The 15,595-nt window shown below is 64.2% G+C and carries 18 protein-coding genes; 9 read left to right on the forward strand and 9 right to left on the reverse strand.

From position 1 onward, the window contains the following. Window positions 1-78 precede the first annotated feature (78 nt). The 5 genes from fusA to ACSH0F_RS08055 all read right to left on the reverse strand — a co-directional run bounded on the left by fusA (window position 79) and on the right by ACSH0F_RS08055 (window position 4,574). Window positions 79-2,172: an elongation factor G gene (fusA, locus tag ACSH0F_RS08035; RefSeq protein WP_435201608.1), complete on the reverse strand. Its 2,094-nt coding sequence runs from the start codon at window positions 2,170-2,172 to the stop codon at window positions 79-81. A 123-nt stretch (window positions 2,173-2,295) separates the two neighbouring features. Beyond that, complete coding sequence (gene rpsG, locus ACSH0F_RS08040; protein ID WP_278328288.1) at window positions 2,296-2,766, reverse strand: 30S ribosomal protein S7; 471 nt, start codon at window positions 2,764-2,766, stop codon at window positions 2,296-2,298. 274 nt (window positions 2,767-3,040) lie between these two features. Further along, window positions 3,041-3,412, reverse strand: a complete 372-nt coding sequence (gene rpsL / locus ACSH0F_RS08045) for a 30S ribosomal protein S12 (protein WP_006831873.1) — start codon at window positions 3,410-3,412, stop codon at window positions 3,041-3,043. Window positions 3,413-3,774: 362 nt separating this feature from the next. After that, window positions 3,775-4,218 carry a hypothetical protein gene (locus ACSH0F_RS08050; protein ID WP_435201611.1) on the reverse strand — a complete coding sequence of 148 codons (444 nt, stop codon included), beginning with the start codon at window positions 4,216-4,218 and terminating at the stop codon, window positions 3,775-3,777. Window positions 4,219-4,304: 86 nt separating this feature from the next. Next, window positions 4,305-4,574, reverse strand: a complete 270-nt coding sequence (locus ACSH0F_RS08055) for a cold-shock protein (protein WP_435201613.1) — start codon at window positions 4,572-4,574, stop codon at window positions 4,305-4,307. An 870-nt stretch (window positions 4,575-5,444) separates the two neighbouring features. On the opposite strand from ACSH0F_RS08055, the gene ACSH0F_RS08060 reads away from it, so the two are divergent. From ACSH0F_RS08060 to ACSH0F_RS08080, 5 genes are all read left to right on the forward strand, one after another. Beyond that, on the forward strand, window positions 5,445-5,606 hold the full coding sequence (locus tag ACSH0F_RS08060; RefSeq protein WP_435201615.1) for a hypothetical protein: 162 nt from the start codon (window positions 5,445-5,447) through the stop codon (window positions 5,604-5,606). A gap of 9 nt (window positions 5,607-5,615) precedes the next feature. Continuing rightward, on the forward strand, window positions 5,616-5,894 hold the full coding sequence (locus ACSH0F_RS08065) for a hypothetical protein (RefSeq protein ID WP_435201617.1): 279 nt from the start codon (window positions 5,616-5,618) through the stop codon (window positions 5,892-5,894). A 164-nt stretch (window positions 5,895-6,058) separates the two neighbouring features. Further along, window positions 6,059-6,373, forward strand: a complete 315-nt coding sequence (locus tag ACSH0F_RS08070) for a hypothetical protein (RefSeq protein WP_435201619.1) — start codon at window positions 6,059-6,061, stop codon at window positions 6,371-6,373. Window positions 6,374-6,391: 18 nt separating this feature from the next. Next, entirely contained in the window at window positions 6,392-6,562 is a 171-nt protein-coding gene (locus tag ACSH0F_RS08075) for a hypothetical protein (RefSeq protein WP_435201621.1), read from the forward strand. 94 nt (window positions 6,563-6,656) lie between these two features. After that, window positions 6,657-7,322 carry a GNAT family N-acetyltransferase gene (locus ACSH0F_RS08080; RefSeq protein ID WP_435201623.1) on the forward strand — a complete coding sequence of 222 codons (666 nt, stop codon included), beginning with the start codon at window positions 6,657-6,659 and terminating at the stop codon, window positions 7,320-7,322. On the opposite strand, the gene ACSH0F_RS08085 is transcribed toward ACSH0F_RS08080, so the two are convergent. Then, window positions 7,283-7,807 (reverse strand): GNAT family N-acetyltransferase, encoded by a 525-nt coding sequence (locus ACSH0F_RS08085; RefSeq protein ID WP_435201625.1) that lies wholly within the window; start codon window positions 7,805-7,807, stop codon window positions 7,283-7,285. The two genes, ACSH0F_RS08080 and ACSH0F_RS08085, sit on opposite strands and share 40 nt — an antisense overlap. A gap of 114 nt (window positions 7,808-7,921) precedes the next feature. Next, the gene (locus ACSH0F_RS08090; protein ID WP_305932928.1) at window positions 7,922-8,707 is read right to left on the reverse strand and encodes a LysR family transcriptional regulator; all 786 of its coding nucleotides are present in this window, start codon (window positions 8,705-8,707) and stop codon (window positions 7,922-7,924) included. Between the two features lie 96 nt (window positions 8,708-8,803). Here ACSH0F_RS08090 and ACSH0F_RS08095 point away from each other — a divergent pair, with 96 nt between their 5' ends. Beyond that, window positions 8,804-10,984, forward strand: a complete 2,181-nt coding sequence (locus ACSH0F_RS08095; protein ID WP_435201627.1) for an RNA degradosome polyphosphate kinase — start codon at window positions 8,804-8,806, stop codon at window positions 10,982-10,984. After that, window positions 10,981-12,459: a Ppx/GppA phosphatase family protein gene (locus ACSH0F_RS08100; protein WP_435201629.1), complete on the forward strand. Its 1,479-nt coding sequence runs from the start codon at window positions 10,981-10,983 to the stop codon at window positions 12,457-12,459. The genes ACSH0F_RS08095 and ACSH0F_RS08100 overlap by 4 nt, the downstream gene beginning before the upstream one ends. Before the next feature lie 467 nt (window positions 12,460-12,926). Here the strand turns inward: ACSH0F_RS08100 and apaG are convergent, their stop codons facing one another. Both apaG and ACSH0F_RS08110 read right to left on the reverse strand, forming a co-directional pair. Beyond that, entirely contained in the window at window positions 12,927-13,325 is a 399-nt protein-coding gene (gene apaG, locus ACSH0F_RS08105; RefSeq protein ID WP_278328812.1) for a Co2+/Mg2+ efflux protein ApaG, read from the reverse strand. 300 nt (window positions 13,326-13,625) lie between these two features. Further along, window positions 13,626-14,237, reverse strand: a complete 612-nt coding sequence (locus tag ACSH0F_RS08110; protein WP_435201631.1) for a 2-hydroxychromene-2-carboxylate isomerase — start codon at window positions 14,235-14,237, stop codon at window positions 13,626-13,628. Window positions 14,238-14,304: 67 nt separating this feature from the next. Between ACSH0F_RS08110 and ACSH0F_RS08115 the strand changes: the two genes are divergently transcribed. Further along, window positions 14,305-14,787: an MgtC/SapB family protein gene (locus ACSH0F_RS08115; protein ID WP_435201633.1), complete on the forward strand. Its 483-nt coding sequence runs from the start codon at window positions 14,305-14,307 to the stop codon at window positions 14,785-14,787. Next, a complete protein-coding gene (locus tag ACSH0F_RS08120) occupies window positions 14,784-15,560 on the forward strand; it encodes a hypothetical protein (RefSeq protein WP_435201635.1) in 777 nt (258 codons plus the stop codon). The genes ACSH0F_RS08115 and ACSH0F_RS08120 overlap by 4 nt, the downstream gene beginning before the upstream one ends. Window positions 15,561-15,595: the final 35 nt, after the last annotated feature.

The following is a 15,595-nucleotide window of genomic DNA, read 5'->3' on the forward strand; positions in this document are numbered from 1 at the left end:
CTAATCTGAAAGTGAATTTCTGCGGGTTGGAAACGGCGCCCGCGGAATCAGGCGCCGCCCCTAGACGGAGATGCTGCCTTAGGCAAGCTTCTCCTTGACTTCCTGAGCCACGTTCGCCGGAACTTCGTCGTAGTGGCTGAACTGCATCGAGTACTGTGCGCGGCCCTGGGTGAACGAACGCAGCTCGTTCACGTAACCGAACATGTTCGCGAGCGGCACGTTGGCTTCGACCGCCTGGGCATTGCCGCGGCTGTCGGTGCCCTGGATCTGACCACGACGCGAGTTGAGGTCGCCGATGACGTCGCCGAGGTAATCCTCGGGCGTCACGACCTCGACCTTCATGATCGGCTCGAGCAGCTTGATGCCGGCCCGGTCGGCCACTTCGCGCATCGCACCGCGACCGGCGATTTCGAACGCGATCGCGCTCGAGTCGACGTCGTGGTAAGCACCGTCGTACAGGTTCACGGTGAAGTCGATGATCGGGAAGCCGACGAGGTGGCCGCTTTCGGCCTGCTCGCGGAAGCCCTTCTCGATGGCCGGGATGTATTCCTTCGGAATGTTACCGCCCTTGATCTCGTCTTCGAACACGAAGCCCTGGCCGCGCTCACCCGGAGTGACCTTGACCTTGACGCGGCCGAACTGGCCCGAACCACCCGACTGCTTCTTGTGGGTGTAGTCCACGTCCACCGGCTTGCCGAGGTATTCGCGGTAAGCGACCTGCGGTGCGCCGACATTGGCTTCGACCTTGAATTCGCGTTTCATGCGATCGACGAGGATGTCGAGGTGAAGCTCGCCCATGCCCTTGATGATCGTCTGTCCGCTTTCGTGGTCGGTGGTGACGCGGAAGCTCGGATCCTCGGCGGCCAGGCGGTTGAGGGCGACGCCCATCTTTTCCTGGTCGGCCTTGGTCTTGGGCTCCACGGACAGCTCGATGACCGGCTCGGGGAATTCCATGCGCTCGAGGATGATCGGCTTGGACGCGTCGCACAGCGTGTCGCCGGTCGTCGTTTCCTTAAGACCTGCGATCGCGACGATGTCGCCGGCGAATGCCTCATCGATGTCCTCGCGGTTGTTCGAGTGCATCAGCAGCATGCGGCCGATCTTTTCCTTCTTCTCCTTCACCGAGTTCAGGACGCTGCCCTTAGACAGCTGGCCCGAATAGATGCGGGTGAAGGTGAGCGATCCAACGAACGGGTCGTTCATGATCTTGAAGGCCAGCGCAGCGAAGGGCGCATCGTCCGACGACGGACGGGTCTGTTCTTCGTCGCTGTCGGGCAGCACGCCCTTGATGGCCGGGACGTCGAGCGGGCTCGGCATGTAATCGACCACAGCGTCGAGCAGGGGCTGCACCCCCTTGTTCTTGAACGCCGAGCCGCACAGCACGGGCACGAAATCACGGTTCATGGTACCCTTGCGGATAAGACGCTTGAGCGTCGCCGCGTCGGGCTCGTTGCCCTCCAGGTACTGTTCCATTACGTCGTCGTCCTGCTCGACGGCAGTCTCGACCAGCTTTTCGCGATATTCGGCAGCCTTGTCGGCCATGTCGGCGGGGATATCGACATAGTCGAACTTCGCGCCGAGGTCTTCAGCCTGCCACACGATGCCGCGCATGTTCACGAGGTCGACCACGCCCTGAAGGTCGCTTTCCGCGCCGATCGGGAGATAGAGGACCAGCGGGTTCGCGCCGAGGCGGTCGATGATCGACTGCACACAGTAGTAGAAGTCGGCGCCGGTGCGGTCCAATTTATTCACGAAGCACATCCGGGGGACGCCGTATTTGTCGGCCTGGCGCCAGACGGTTTCGGATTGCGGTTCAACACCGGCAACTCCGTCGAACACGGCGACCGCGCCGTCGAGGACGCGCAGGCTGCGTTCGACTTCGATGGTGAAGTCGACGTGGCCGGGGGTGTCGATGATGTTGATGCGGTGCTTGGGGCCTTCGCCGTCTTCGGCCGACCAGAAGGTCGTGGTCGCCGCCGACGTGATGGTGATGCCGCGCTCCTGCTCCTGCTCCATCCAGTCCATGGTCGCGGCGCCGTCGTGGACTTCGCCGATCTTGTAGGACTTGCCGGTGTAGTAGAGGATGCGTTCGGTCGTGGTGGTCTTGCCGGCATCGATGTGGGCCATGATGCCGATATTGCGGTACCGCTCCAGCGGATATTCGCGGGCCATGTGAAAATTCCTCGTAAGTCGGGGGTGAGCTAACTCCGCCCCCATGTAGGGATTAGTGCGACAGTTTCGAGACCCTTCGACAGGCTCAGGCTGAGCGGTGCGAAGGGCCCGAAACTCTCCCGCTTACCAGCGGTAGTGCGAGAAGGCGCGGTTCGCGTCCGCCATGCGGTGCGTGTCTTCGCGCTTCTTGACGGCGTTGCCGCGGTTGTTCGACGCATCCATCAGCTCGCCCGACAGGCGTGCGGCCATGGTGGTCTCCGGACGGCCGCGCGCAGCGGTGATCAGCCAGCGGATCGCGAGGGCCTGGGCACGCTCGGGACGAACCTCGACCGGCACCTGGTAGGTCGCACCGCCGACACGGCGGCTGCGCACTTCGACCTGCGGCTTGATGTTGTCGAGCGCTGCATGGAACAGCTCGACCGGATTGGCCTTGGCCTTGGCTTCGACCGTGTCGAGCGCGGTATACACGATACCTTCGGCAACGGCCTTCTTACCGTCGAGCATGAGGTTGTTCATGAACTTCGACAGGACCTGATCACCGAACTTCGGATCAGGCAGGATCTCCCGCTTCTCGGGACGACGACGACGTGACATGTTTAAAACTCCCTTGGAGTGCGGCGGAACATCCGTTCCGCCTTGCGGCTCCGGCCCGCTCCCCCTCCCGGCCACCCAGAGACTACCTCGATAGGGTAGCCGGGAGGGGGATCGGACCGCATCCGCGTTGAAACTTATCTCTTCGGGTCTGTGTCGGCCCGGCTCCCTCTCCCGACCATCCTATCGGACAATCCCATGGGTGGTCGGGAGGGGGAGACGGGCTGGCACAGAGGTCATCACGGATGTGATGACCGCACCCTACAAAGACTCCTACTTACTTGGGCCGCTTCGCGCCGTACTTCGAGCGCGACTGCTTGCGGTCCTTCACGCCCTGCGTGTCGAGCACGCCGCGCAGCACGTGGTAGCGCACGCCGGGAAGGTCGCGCACACGGCCGCCGCGGATCAGCACGACGCTGTGTTCCTGCAGGTTGTGGCCTTCGCCCGGGATGTAGGAGATGACTTCGCGCTGGTTGGTCAGGCGGACCTTGGCAACTTTACGCAGAGCCGAGTTCGGCTTCTTCGGGGTCGTCGTATAGACGCGGGTGCAAACGCCGCGCTTCTGCGGGTTCTGCTCCATCGCAGGGACCTTGGACTTGGCCTTCTGCGGAACGCGGCCCTTGCGGACCAGCTGGTTGATCGTCGGCATGAGTTCTCTCTTCACCGTGTGATGGCGGCGACTTGGGGTTGAAGATGAAATGTTCGCTTAGCCCGTCATCCCAGCGAAAGCTGGGATCGCTCTCCGCAAGCGCTGGGCCCGCGGCACGAGATTCCAGCCTGCGCTGGAATGACGTCTAAGCTGAAACACTCCACCCACCGGCCCCACGGCCACCGGGTTACTTTGACGGCTGCCCACCGGCGAGAAGGATACCCCCGCCGCAATAGAAAAGAGCCCGAGTGCATGACGCACCAGGCCCCGGGACATGACCGGCAATGTTCAGCTCTATCTGACCGACGGTGGACGAATCCAACACCGGATGGCCGCGCACTTAGGGGGAATGGGTCGATTGGTCAACCCGCGGGGTCGTTGTCCGTGCCTTTGCCCATGTCGTTGTCCGCCGAGAGCTGGCGCAGGTGTTCCGCCACTGCAAGGTCGAGGTCCTGATAGACGTAGGATCCCACGTGATAGTGACGCACCACCCTGGTCGATATGCCGTCCGGCACCGCCGTGACCTGCGGCGGGTTCAGCGCCCCGCCCTCGTCCTCCCAGTCGCCGACCGCCTCGTCGGCTGCCGGCTGCGAAGGGTTACCGGCATATGTGCCGTAGATAATCGTTTCCGATTGCTCGGCAAGACGCTCGGGCTGGGGCAGGTTGCGCCAGTCGCGCAGGCGGCGAACCCGCTCCGCATATTCGGCGACCTTGGCGTAGTGATCGTCGCGCGTGGCATCGTCACCATCGGCGCTTGCACGCATGACGGCCACCTGATGCGCGTGCAGAAGTTCGTTGAGATCCATGACGGGTCGCCCTTGCGAAAGATGGGAACGGGAAGCGGGAAAGGCCCGGGCACTGCTTGGGACAGGCGCCCGGGCCCCCTTAGCGATCAGCCCTGCTGTTGACTGGCTTGATCGCGCTGAACGTCTTGCGAACCTTGCGCTTCGTCCTGTTCCTGCTGGCGCAGGTCGGTCGCCTGCGGCTCGCCGCCGCCGACTTGGCGGGTCTGGTAGCCATAACGCTGGCCGACCTTTGGTTCGGCTGCTTCCTGCTGGAGATCCGCCTTCACGAAATGCAGCGCGTCGCCGCCCTTTTCCGGAGTGATCGTGCCGCGACCCTTGCCGGAATCGTAGCTCTTGATGTTGCCGTAATGGGACATGAAAGTGTTCCTTCGGTTTCGCGCAGGCGTTCATCAGCGACCGCTTGTGCGCGCTGGCTAGAAGGCGAAATGGAAAGAAGGGAGGGCAACTGGCCCTCGGGACCGTCGATCGCGACTGGTAGCTGAGTGTTATGTGGGGTGTGGGGTGCGGGTTGCAATAGGAACTGCGTAATTTCGCAGGCGGCCGCACCAAATTTCCTTCGCCAAGGTTATTGCCTAGAGGAATTCAGTGTGAGTAGAAGGATGGCAGGGGACGACAAGCTATCCGTAACGACCTTTCGTAAGGTCCAACCGCTTAGCAAGGCTTGGAACTTGTGTCCCCCACCCCCTGATTTGGACTCAGCGGATGTTGCCAGTTTCTTCGTAGCACCGAAGATAAGGGGTCGAAGAGATACTTATCCTCTTTTTACCCACACCCCGGCTCGAAGTCGGGCTACTAGGCACCCCCGGCAGCCCGACCATTAGATACTGAATCAGCCGGGACTCTTCCGCAAGAGGGTGAATGATGATTTGCTGGCTAAGTTTTGCGCGGTTTTCGCAGGTGCGCACTTCACTGGAGCCGCGAAGCGCGGAGAAAGCTATGCTGACACACTGCGCAAGCCCAAAATTGAATCTTTGGAAAAGATTTAGCGGGCGAAAAGGACGCCTCAGTCTTGCGATTCATTCGAATCCTCAGATGCGATTTTTCGAGCGTTCGCTAATCCTTCTTCGCATCTTAAGCAGTGGCGCGGTCCGTAGAAACGAAAGCCTTTTGCTACTTCGCAGTTTTGTTTTCGTTCCCCAACTGCTGGGACTTCCGAGGAAAGCATGCCTATGTGCCATCGGAACCACCCCCCGCCCCTCACTCGTTGGTTAGGCAAGGAGAACGCCATGCCCATACCAGAGGACCGAAACGACGAACCCATCCACCATGATGCCGACAAGGCGCGCGGGGCGGAGATCATCCTGACCAAGCGCCGCAATCGGACGATCTTCATCGCTGGGCTGGTCGGCTTCGTGCTGCTGGCACTAACATTCGGGATGGCGGGCTAAGACGGCGGCATGGCCGACGACACCTCGCTCTATCTGATCTGGCACGAACCGGGGGCCGCGCCTGCGGAGCCGCTCGACCTGCATAGCGATGCGCATCCGCTGGCCGAGGGCCTCTGGCTGGTGCGGTCCGACCTCACCCGCTCCAAACTCTATCACCGGATCAAGTGGCAATTGCCAGACGGTACCGCGCTGGCCTGCGCGCCGCTGGCGGACGAGCCCGACGGCTGGCCCAAGTTCAAGGGGATGGCAGCAGGTGCGCTGGCGTGGCTTAAGGGAGGCGGAGCGTAGGGACGAAAGCGTTTTCCTACTTCGCGGTTTTTTGTTCTAGTCCCTCAAACGCCGGGCGCGACGCATCCGCGTCGCTTGGCTTCCTCGCAAAGGCTCGGGCGGGCGGTCGCCCTTGCCTCGCCTGCGGCTCGGTCAGTTCGCCAGATAGAGAGAGGGACCGTTTCTTGTCAGACCACCCCACCCCTACCCGCGCCACTCCTCGCCAGGCGACCTCCGCCGTCGCCTACACCTCCGACCTGCCGGAGGAGGACGATCCGCTCCTCGCCTTCAACCCCTATCTCCACAAGCGGCCGCGCCGCAATTCGATCACGCCCGATCTCCAGCGGCGCTTCGTCGCCACGCTGGCGGCGACCGGGATCGTCGTGCAGGCCGCCCGCTCCATCGGGAAGAGCATGGAGGCGCTCTACAAGCTGCGGAAGCTGCCCGGGGCGGAAGGGTTCGAGGCGGCGTGGGACGAGGCGGTCGAATACGGCGTGTGACGGCTGGAGGACTGCGCGATGGAGCGGGCGCTGGCCGAGGGGTTCTCCAATCCGCGGGCCAATTCGCTATTGTGTTTCATCCTCGCCTATCGCGGCCAGTATCGCGAGGATATGCGCCTGATCGTCCCCGGCCACCCGCTCTACGAGAACATCCGCGACGAGGTGCTGGCGGAGGGAGGGCTGGTCTGACGCGCTCGTCGCCAACCGTGGCCACTCTGGCGCGGCTGCGGGAAAGGCCCTACCTTGCCTGCTCGCACGGCAAGCGGTTTGTAGGGAGTGCGCGATGACGCAGAGGCAAGATAGCGGCCAGAGCAGCGGACGGCGCTGGACCGGCGCGTGCGGCGATGGCTCGATCCAGACGCAGCTGGAGGACGGGCGGGCGATCTGCATCCGCACGGTGACGCCCGCCGACGAGGCGCGGCTGCGCGCCGGGATCGCGCGGATGAGCCCGCGCTCGCGATATTTGCGCTTCTTCTCCGGCGCGGCGAGCCCGCCCGACTGGGTGATCGAGCGGCTGCTGGATGCCGACGGCACGCTCCACCTTGCCTGGGGGGCGATCGACCTGTCGGACCCGGAGGAGCCAGCGATGGCGGTGGTCCATGCGATGCGGCCCGATGCGGCCGACCGGGTGATGGAGTTCTCGGTCGGCGTGGTGGATGCGTATCACGGGCTCGGCCTCGGGCGGCTGCTGACGGCGACGCTGCTGCTGGATGCAGCGGACGAGGCGGTCGATGCGTTCAGCGCACATGTGCTGGCGGAAAACGACGCGGCGCGCAGCTTCATCCGCAAACTGGGGGCGGAGCGTGTGGGGAGCCAGGGGCCGGAGACGGAGTACCGGCTGGAGGTCGCCCCGGCGCTCGCCAAGCTGCGCGGGGAAACGGACCCGCCGGGGCTGGCGGACGTGTTCGCCTACTTCGACGATCTGGGGTCGGAGACGAGCAGGCCGTAGATCGCGACGTCGCACAGGCCCTTGTGCGTGGTCTCGTGCCCGCGAAACAGCGCCTCGCGGGTGAAACCGAGCCGTTCGAGCAGGCGGGTCGAGGGGGTGTTATCGACATCCACCTCGGCGATGAGCTTGCGGGTGCCGGTGTCCAGCAGGTGGTCGACCAGCGCGGCGGTGCATTCACGCGCGACGCCCTCGCCCTGCCGGTCGATGCAGGTGATGTAGCCGATCTCCAGCACGCCCTCCTCGTGAGCTGGCACGGCGACGAAGCGGCCCGCCACCCGGCCCTCACCATCCTCCGCGATCCAGGTGCGCCCCGGCCAGTCGGGTGCGGCGAGCCAGCCCCACAGCTCCTCCGCCGAGGCGAAGGCTGGACGTGAGAGATAGAGGCACTGCGCCTCGTCGCTCAGCGTGGGGAACAGCGCCTCCTCGTCGCCTGCGCGCAAGGGGCGCAGGGTGAAGCGCTCGGTCTGCAATTGGGCATCGGTCATGGCGCGCGGTGATAACCGAGGCACCAGCCGAGGCAAGCGTGACCACGCACCCGCAGCGGGTGCAGCTTGCTGCACGTCTAGCGAGGACGCAACCGCGGATGCGGCTGCGAAAAACTAGGATGTCAGGAAGGCGACGAGGGCCTTGACCTTCTTGGTGCGCCATTGCGGCGTCGGGGCGACCAGCCAGTAGGCGCGCGTGCCCGGTTCCGGCCCGTCGAGCAGTTCCAGCCGCCCGGCCTCGATCGCGTCTTTGGCCAGCAGTTCGGGCAGGATCGCCCGGCCCAGCCCTGCCATTGCGGAGGACAGCGCCTGCCCGGCGTTGCTCACCGTGACATGCGCCGGCTGGCCGTCCTGCAGCGGCAGGCCCCAGTCGATCCAGCGATCGGGCGCACCGGGTGCGGCCACCGTTACGCGGCGCGCGGCGGCGAGTTCGACGCCCTGCAGATCGCCCGGCCCGTCCACCAGCCGGATCGCGAAGTCGAGATTGACCTCGGTGAAATCGGCATTCTCGTCGGGCACGAAGGTGAAGCTGATGTCGGGGTTTTCGGCCGTGTATTTCGCCAGCCGCGGCGCCAGCCACTGCGCATAGAATTCGCGCGGCACGGCGATGGTATAGCTGTCGTTCGCCTGCCCCGCCTGCATGGCGGACACGCTTTCCTCGAACTTGAGGAAGCCTTCACGCAGCGCATCGAGCCCGGCCGCACCTTCCTGCGTCAGCTCCAGCCCCTTGCTCGTGCGGCGGAACAATACCGTGCCGAGGTGATCCTCGAGCGCGCGAATCTGCTGGCCGACGGCGGCGGGCGTCACCGCCAGCTCGTCCGCGGCGCGGGTGAACGAGAGGTGCCGCGCGGCGGCATCGTAGACGCGCAAGGCGTTCAGGGGCAGGTGCGTGCGCTTCATCAGGCAGGCGACTTAGGCAATGCTGCGCTGCCGCACAAGTCGCTGCGGTTCGCGAGAAGCTTGTCACAGGGCTGCAACATGCGGCACACAGTGGGAATGCCGAAGACCCCGCTCGCCATGAACGACGACGTCACGCCCGATCCCGCGCCCGAAGCGCCTGTGCGGTTCGACACGCCGGAGACGCGCTACGTCAATCGCGAGCTGTCCTGGCTGAGCTTCAATCGCCGCGTGCTGGCGGAAGCGGAGAACGAGGCCTTCCCGCTCCTCGAACGGCTTCGCTTCCTCTCGATCAGCGCCAGCAATCTCGACGAATTCGTCATGATCCGCGTTGCTGGGCTGGAAGGCCAGGCGAGCCGTGGGCTGGAGACGCTGGGCATCGACGGCCGCGATCCGCAACAGCAGCTGGAGGCAATACGCGAGCAGATGGGCGCGCTGGTCGTGCGCCAGCAGCGTGTGTTGGACGATCTACGCCGCCTGCTCGCGCTGGAAGGCATCTGGATCGCGACCTTCGAGGATCTCGATGAGGCGCAGAAAGGCTGGCTGCGCGACTATTTCGAAAGCGACATCCTGCCGCTGATCACGCCGCAGGCGATCGACCCGAGCCACCCCTTCCCCTTCGTCGCCAATTTCGGCGCTGGCGTGATCTTCCGGCTGAAACGCGGCAAGCGCAAGGCGGACCTGATGGAGATGGTCCTCATCCCCACCGCCGCGCCCCGCTTCGTCCGCGTGCCGGGCGAGAAGGCGATCTACGTCTCCATCGAGCAGCTGGTGGTGGAATTCGCCGAACTGCTGTTTCCCGGTTTCAAGATCCTCGGCGACGGGCTGTTCCGCGTGCTGCGCGATAGCGATATCGAGGTCGAGGAGGAGGCCGAGGACCTCGTTCGTTTTTTCCGTACCGCCATCCAGCGCCGCCGCCGCGGCAATGTGGTGCTGCTGGAGCTGGACGACGAATGCGACGAGGTCGCCGAGGCTTTGCTGCGCGAGCAATTCGAAGTCGACGAGCAGATGACCGTCAAGACCAGCGGCATGCTGGGTCTGGCAGACCTTGCCGCCGTGTGCAGCGAACCGCGCCCCGATCTCAAGTTCACGCCCTTCAGTCCGCGTTATCCCGAACGCATTCTGGCGCATGACGGCGATTGCTTCTCCGCCATTCGCGAGAAGGACATCGTCATCCACCACCCCTACGAAAGCTTCGAAGTGGTGGTCGATTTCCTGCGCCAGGCGGCGCGCGATCCGGCGGTCGTCTCGATCAAGCAGACGCTCTATCGCGCGGGCGACCAGTCGCCGGTGATCGCCGCGCTGATCGAGGCGGCGGAAAACGGCAAGGCCGTGACCGCCGTGGTCGAACTGAAGGCCCGCTTCGACGAAGAGCGCAATCTGCAATGGGCGACCGAGCTGGAGCGCGCCGGGGTACAGGTGATCTACGGCTTCACCGAATGGAAGACCCACGCCAAGGTCAGCCTGGTCGTGCGCCGCGACGAGGACGGCTATGCCACCTACTGCCATTTCGGCACGGGCAATTACCACCCGGTCAACGCGCGCATCTATACCGATTTCAGCTATTTCACCGCCGACCCTGCCCTGGGGCGCGACGCTGCGAAGATGTTCAACTTCGTCACCGGCTATATCGAGCCGACCGATCTGGAAAAGCTGGCCATCTCGCCCATCGGCTTGCAGGACAAGCTCTACGAACTGATCGATCGCGAGATCGCCAATGCCGCCAAGGGCAAGCCGGCGGGCATCTGGGCCAAGATGAACTCGATCACCAACCAGGGCGTGATCGACAAGCTCTATGAAGCAAGCGCCGCCGGGGTGGAGATCGTGCTGGTGGTGCGCGGCATCTGCAGCCTGCGCGCTGGCGTGCCCGGCCTCTCGGACAATATCAGCGTCAAGTCGATCATCGGCCGCTTCCTCGAACACAGCCGCATGTGGGCTTTTGCCAATGGCGCAGACCTGCCGAGCAAGAAGGCCGACGTCTGGATCACCAGCGCCGATGCGATGAGCCGCAATCTGGAACACCGCGTCGAAGTGATGGTGCCGGTCACCAACAAGACCGTGCACGACCAGCTGGTCGAACAGGTGATGCTGGCCAATATCCTCGATACCGAGCGCAGCTGGCGGCTGGGTGCGGATGGGCAATACGAGCGGATGCGGGTTGGCGAAGAAGGCTTCAACTGCCACGAATATTTTATGGAAAACCCATCCCTGTCGGGCCGCGGCAATGCGCTGAAGGCCCATGACGTCCCCCGCCTCACCCTGAAGGGCGAGCACACGTGAACCGCAAGCGCGGGGCCGCCGCGCGCCTGCTTAAACCGCCGCGCGCAGTGATCGACATCGGATCGAACACCGTCCGGCTGGTAATCTACGAAGGCAGCAAGCGCGCGCCCGAGACGGTCTGGAACGAGAAGGTCGCCGCGCGGCTCGGGCGCGACCTGTCGGAAACCGGGCTAATTCCTCGGGAGGCGGAGGATGAGGCGCTGGCAGCCCTCGCCCGCTACGCGCTGATCATCCGCGACCTCGGCATCGAGGATGTGCAGACCGTCGCGACCGCCGCTCCACGCGATGCCGAAAACGGGCCGGAATTCCTGTCGGCCGTGGCCGATCTGGGATTGGAACCGCGCCTGCTGAGCGGCGAGGAAGAGGCTCGCATCTCCGCGCATGGCGCATTGGGTGCCTTTCCCGGCTCGCATGGCGTGGTCGCCGATCTCGGCGGGGGCAGCCTCGAACTGGTCTCCATCGGGCAGAACGCGTGCCACGATGCCATCTCCCTGCCTTTCGGCACCCTGCGCCTTCCCGCATTTCGCGCGGCGGATAGGTTCGAAGATCGGGTGAGGAGCTCTATCAACGACGTCGATTGGGCCGCGGACCATTCCGGACCGATGTACATGATCGGCGGCACCTGGCGCGCGCTGGCGGCCTACGCGATGCGCGAGCTCGACTACCCGCTCGACGATCCGCACGGCTTTGTCCTGTCGGTCGAAGATGCCGATCGCATGGCGGGCGAGCTGGTCGAGGCGAAACCGGAGAAGCTGTCGAACATCAGCGGCATCTCCAGCATGCGGTCCGAGTATCTGCCCGATGCCGCGGCCCTGCTGCGACCGCTGCTGGCGGAGTTCGAGCCGGAAGAGCTTGTCTTTTCAAGCTGGGGCATTCGCGAAGGGCTGCTCTATGCGCGGCTCGATGCGGCCCAGCAGGCGCGCGACCCCCTGCTGGCCGGTGTCGGCGCTTTCGCTGCCGCGCGCGACAGTCATGTGATCGACGCCACGCTGGTTTCGGCCTGGACCGCCGATCTGGTCGAGAAATCCCGGCCCGGTGATGAACGCAAGCGGATCGCCGCCGCGCAGCTTGCCGCCTCGCTGCGCCGGGTGGAGCCGAACCTCCGGCTGAAAAACGCAGTCGAATGGTCGCTCGACAAGCGCTGGATCGACCTCAGCCCCCGCGGCCGCGCGATGATCTGCGCTGCACTGGTCGGCTCGCTCGGCCGCACCGAACTGCCCGATCGCCTGCGCGACCTCGCCAGCGACGACGACCTGCGCGAGGGCATGACCTGGGGGCTCGGCCTGCGGCTGGCGCAACGGCTCGGTGCAGGCACCCGCGAAAGCCTGTCGCACAGCGCGCTACGGCGCGAGAACGGATCGCTAGTCCTGCAGCTCGATCCGGAACGCGCGGCGCTGGCGGCGGGGCCGGTTGAAACGGAGCTTGAAAGGCTGGCCGACTGGCTCGGGCTAGAAGCCAGGGTTGCGGTGGGGTAATAGGGTACATGGCTGCGTGAAGAGGCGATCCCTGTCTCTGAGTCCGGTCGAAAATCAAGAGAGCGAGATTTCCGATTTCGCGGCAGTTATGCGGGAAACCTCAATCGTCGAGGTGCCAGACGCCCGATCGGTCTCTCATGACGTCACCCAGCAGATTGCCATCCTCCCAAACCTTCACATGCCTGAGATCTCGCTCCTCGGAGAGCGCGGACAAAACCGCCGACGCGTTGTCTGCTTCAAACTCGACTTTTCTCGGTTCCCCGCCCGAGTCATTCTCGAATTGTAAGGTATATGATGGCAAGTCCTGATCCTCCATATCCGATTACGTTCGAACACGACGGTACGATGCCGCCAGTGCAAACGCCACTTACCAGAATAGGACGCACGCCTCAAACGAGGCCATATTCCGAACTAAGTATTTGATGGAAATGTCACGCCCACAGCGGGTGACCGAAGTGTCGTGAGCCTCAATCCGCCGTGGCAGGCGCCGCCAGCGGGAAGAACGGGATGCGGATTTCGAGCGGCGAGCCGTCTTCGGCATGGAAGGTGTAGAAGCCCTCCATCGACCCATGCGGCGTCTCCAGCGGGCAGCCGCTGACGTAATCGTGGCTTTCGCCCGGGTGCAGCACCGGCTGCTCGCCGACCACGCCCTCGCCATCGACATGCGCAACCATGCCGCGCCCGTCGGTGATACGCCAGTGGCGGGTCATCAGCTGGACGCGCTCGTGCGAGCCGTTCTCGATGCGGATGTGATAGACCCAGAACCACTTGCCCGCTTCGGGCTGCGATTGTTCGGGCAGGAAGTTCACCGCGACCCGGACGGTAATCCCGTCGGTCGTGGCGGCATGCTGGAAAAGCTCCTTGATCACCGCTCCAACGTAATGCGCGGGGAGCGCTGTGCAACCCTTTAGCCGCGGAAAAGCGGCAGTTATCCTCCATGCGGAGTTCGCGCGAAAGGTTAATTTCGATTTACCGCATTGCGAGAGGGAGCGCTAAGTTCCGCATGGTTACGTTACAGCAGTCCGAGGGGTCGGACGACCGAAGCAACGGGACAGTTTCGATGGTATTCGCATTCATCCAGCGCCTTGTGCGCGAACAGAGCGGGCTCGCGACGGTATGGTTGGCACCGCTGACTCTTGCCAGCGCTACGCTGCTAGCGCTCTGATTCAGGGCTTTCCGCCCGAAAGATAGTCCTCGATCTGCCCGAGGCGTTCCTTTCCGAACCACATTTCCTCGCCGACGAAGACCGTCGGGATGCCGAAGGCGCCGCGCTCGACGGCGTGGCTGGTGTTGTCGATCAGCCTTTGCTTGATCTCGGCCTTCTGCGTCGCGGCGAGCAGGCGATCCGCCGCGAACCCGCCGTCCTCCAGCACTGCGCGCACCACCTCGACATCGCCGCAATCGATATTCCGCTCCCACACGGCAGGCTGCAAGGCATCCACCAGCGCACGCCGCTCGTCTTCGCCCTGCGCGGCGACGAGGATGCGCTGGAGCAGGATCGAATTGAACGGCAGCGCCGGATGCATCCGGAACTCGCTCATACCGTGCCGGTCGAGAAAGCGCTGGAATTCCAGCGCGGCGTAGGGAACCTTACCCTTGACGTCCTTGTCCCGGAACATCGGCGGAGCATTGCCGGTCAGCTTGTGCATCCCGCCGAGAAATACGGGCGTGACCACAAGCTCCGCCCCGGTCCGCTCGGCAATGGCCTTGAGCGGGTACCACGCGAGATACCCGTTCGGCGCGGCGAGATCGAGGATGTATTCGATGGTGCGGGTCATGCGGTTTCCTGCCTTTCGCACCGTGACTTAGGCGGAAACGAAAGCAACGCGCAACGTTGCCCTGTTTATGACAGACATGTTGCACCCGTCGTCGCTCAGCTGGTTCGATGTCGCCTGGCGTTTGGGGGCCGCGACCCTGTTTCCCCTGATCGTCGGCCTCGAGCGGTTCTTTCACAAAAAACCGATCGATTTCCGGCCCTTCGTCATCATCTCGGTGGCCGCCTGCGGGCTGCTGATCGGTTCGATCGAACTGCTGCAATCGAGCAACGACAGCCAGGCGCAGATCGACCCGACCCGGGTCATCGAAGGGGTCATCACCGGCATCGGCTTTATCGGCGCAGGCGCAATGTTTCGCGAAGGCAATTACGTGCAGGGCGCAGGCTCTGCCGCATCGATCTGGTGCGCCGGGGCAATCGGCCTCGTCTGCGGCATGGGCGAATTGTGGCTGGGCGCGATCGTCTCCGTCATCGTATTTTTGTTGTTGGTGGTCAGTCGCCCGTTCACCGAACGCTGGGATCCGGGATCGACGAAGGGAACTGAAGCAAAATGACTTGGGTGCGGCTCGGCCTTGTCGCAGCAAGTGCTAGCATGATCGGGGCCTGCGCGCCGACCGAAACTTCCCCGGCCGAAACGCCGACGCAAAGCGCTGTAGAAGGCCCGCCAAAGGTAGCCGCCGCGGTTGGCACTCCCGATTATCCTCCCGAGTTGGAGCGAATGCTCGAAATGTCCGCCTTTGCCGAAGTGCCCGGCCAGCCGTGCCGCGCGCGGGAGATCGAGCGTCCTGCCTGGACGGAGCAGCCCGAGGTAAGGTCACGCTTGCGCGAGGTTAGCTCCGACAGTCTTTGGCTGAGTCGGTGGGCGCGAGAGAACCTGTCAGGCCGCCTCGCCTATGCCGGCGTCGGCTACGATTTCCAGCCGCGTCCGGGCGAGGCCCTGCCGGACGCTCCTCCGCCTCTCATATACGAAATCGTGGTCACCGGCTCCGACCCGATCCGCCCGCCGCCGCTCGGCGACCGGGCGAAGGATGTGCCGGTGGTAGTGCGCTACGATGCGCCGGTCTCGCATGAGGAATTCATGGCGCGCCGCGAACAGGGCGGGCTGATCGCGCGCAAACTATTACCGACTTTACAGGGCGAAGGCGGCTCACCCTCGCGCTCCTGGGCGGTCTACCTGATGATGGGCGACTCCAAGAAGGAGGGCGTGGTCGAAGATGCGCTTTCGCATTGCGACGCCCTGCGCCGCGCCTATCGGCTGCCAGTGCTGATGGAGTTTTTCGAGGGCAGCATGACGACGCTCGACATGATGCCCGCGCCGACAGACTGAGCATCGACCAGGGAGAAGGCGAGAAATACCCGACA

Source organism: Qipengyuania sp. 902 (assembly GCF_051195295.1).
Classification (GTDB): domain Bacteria; phylum Pseudomonadota; class Alphaproteobacteria; order Sphingomonadales; family Sphingomonadaceae; genus Qipengyuania.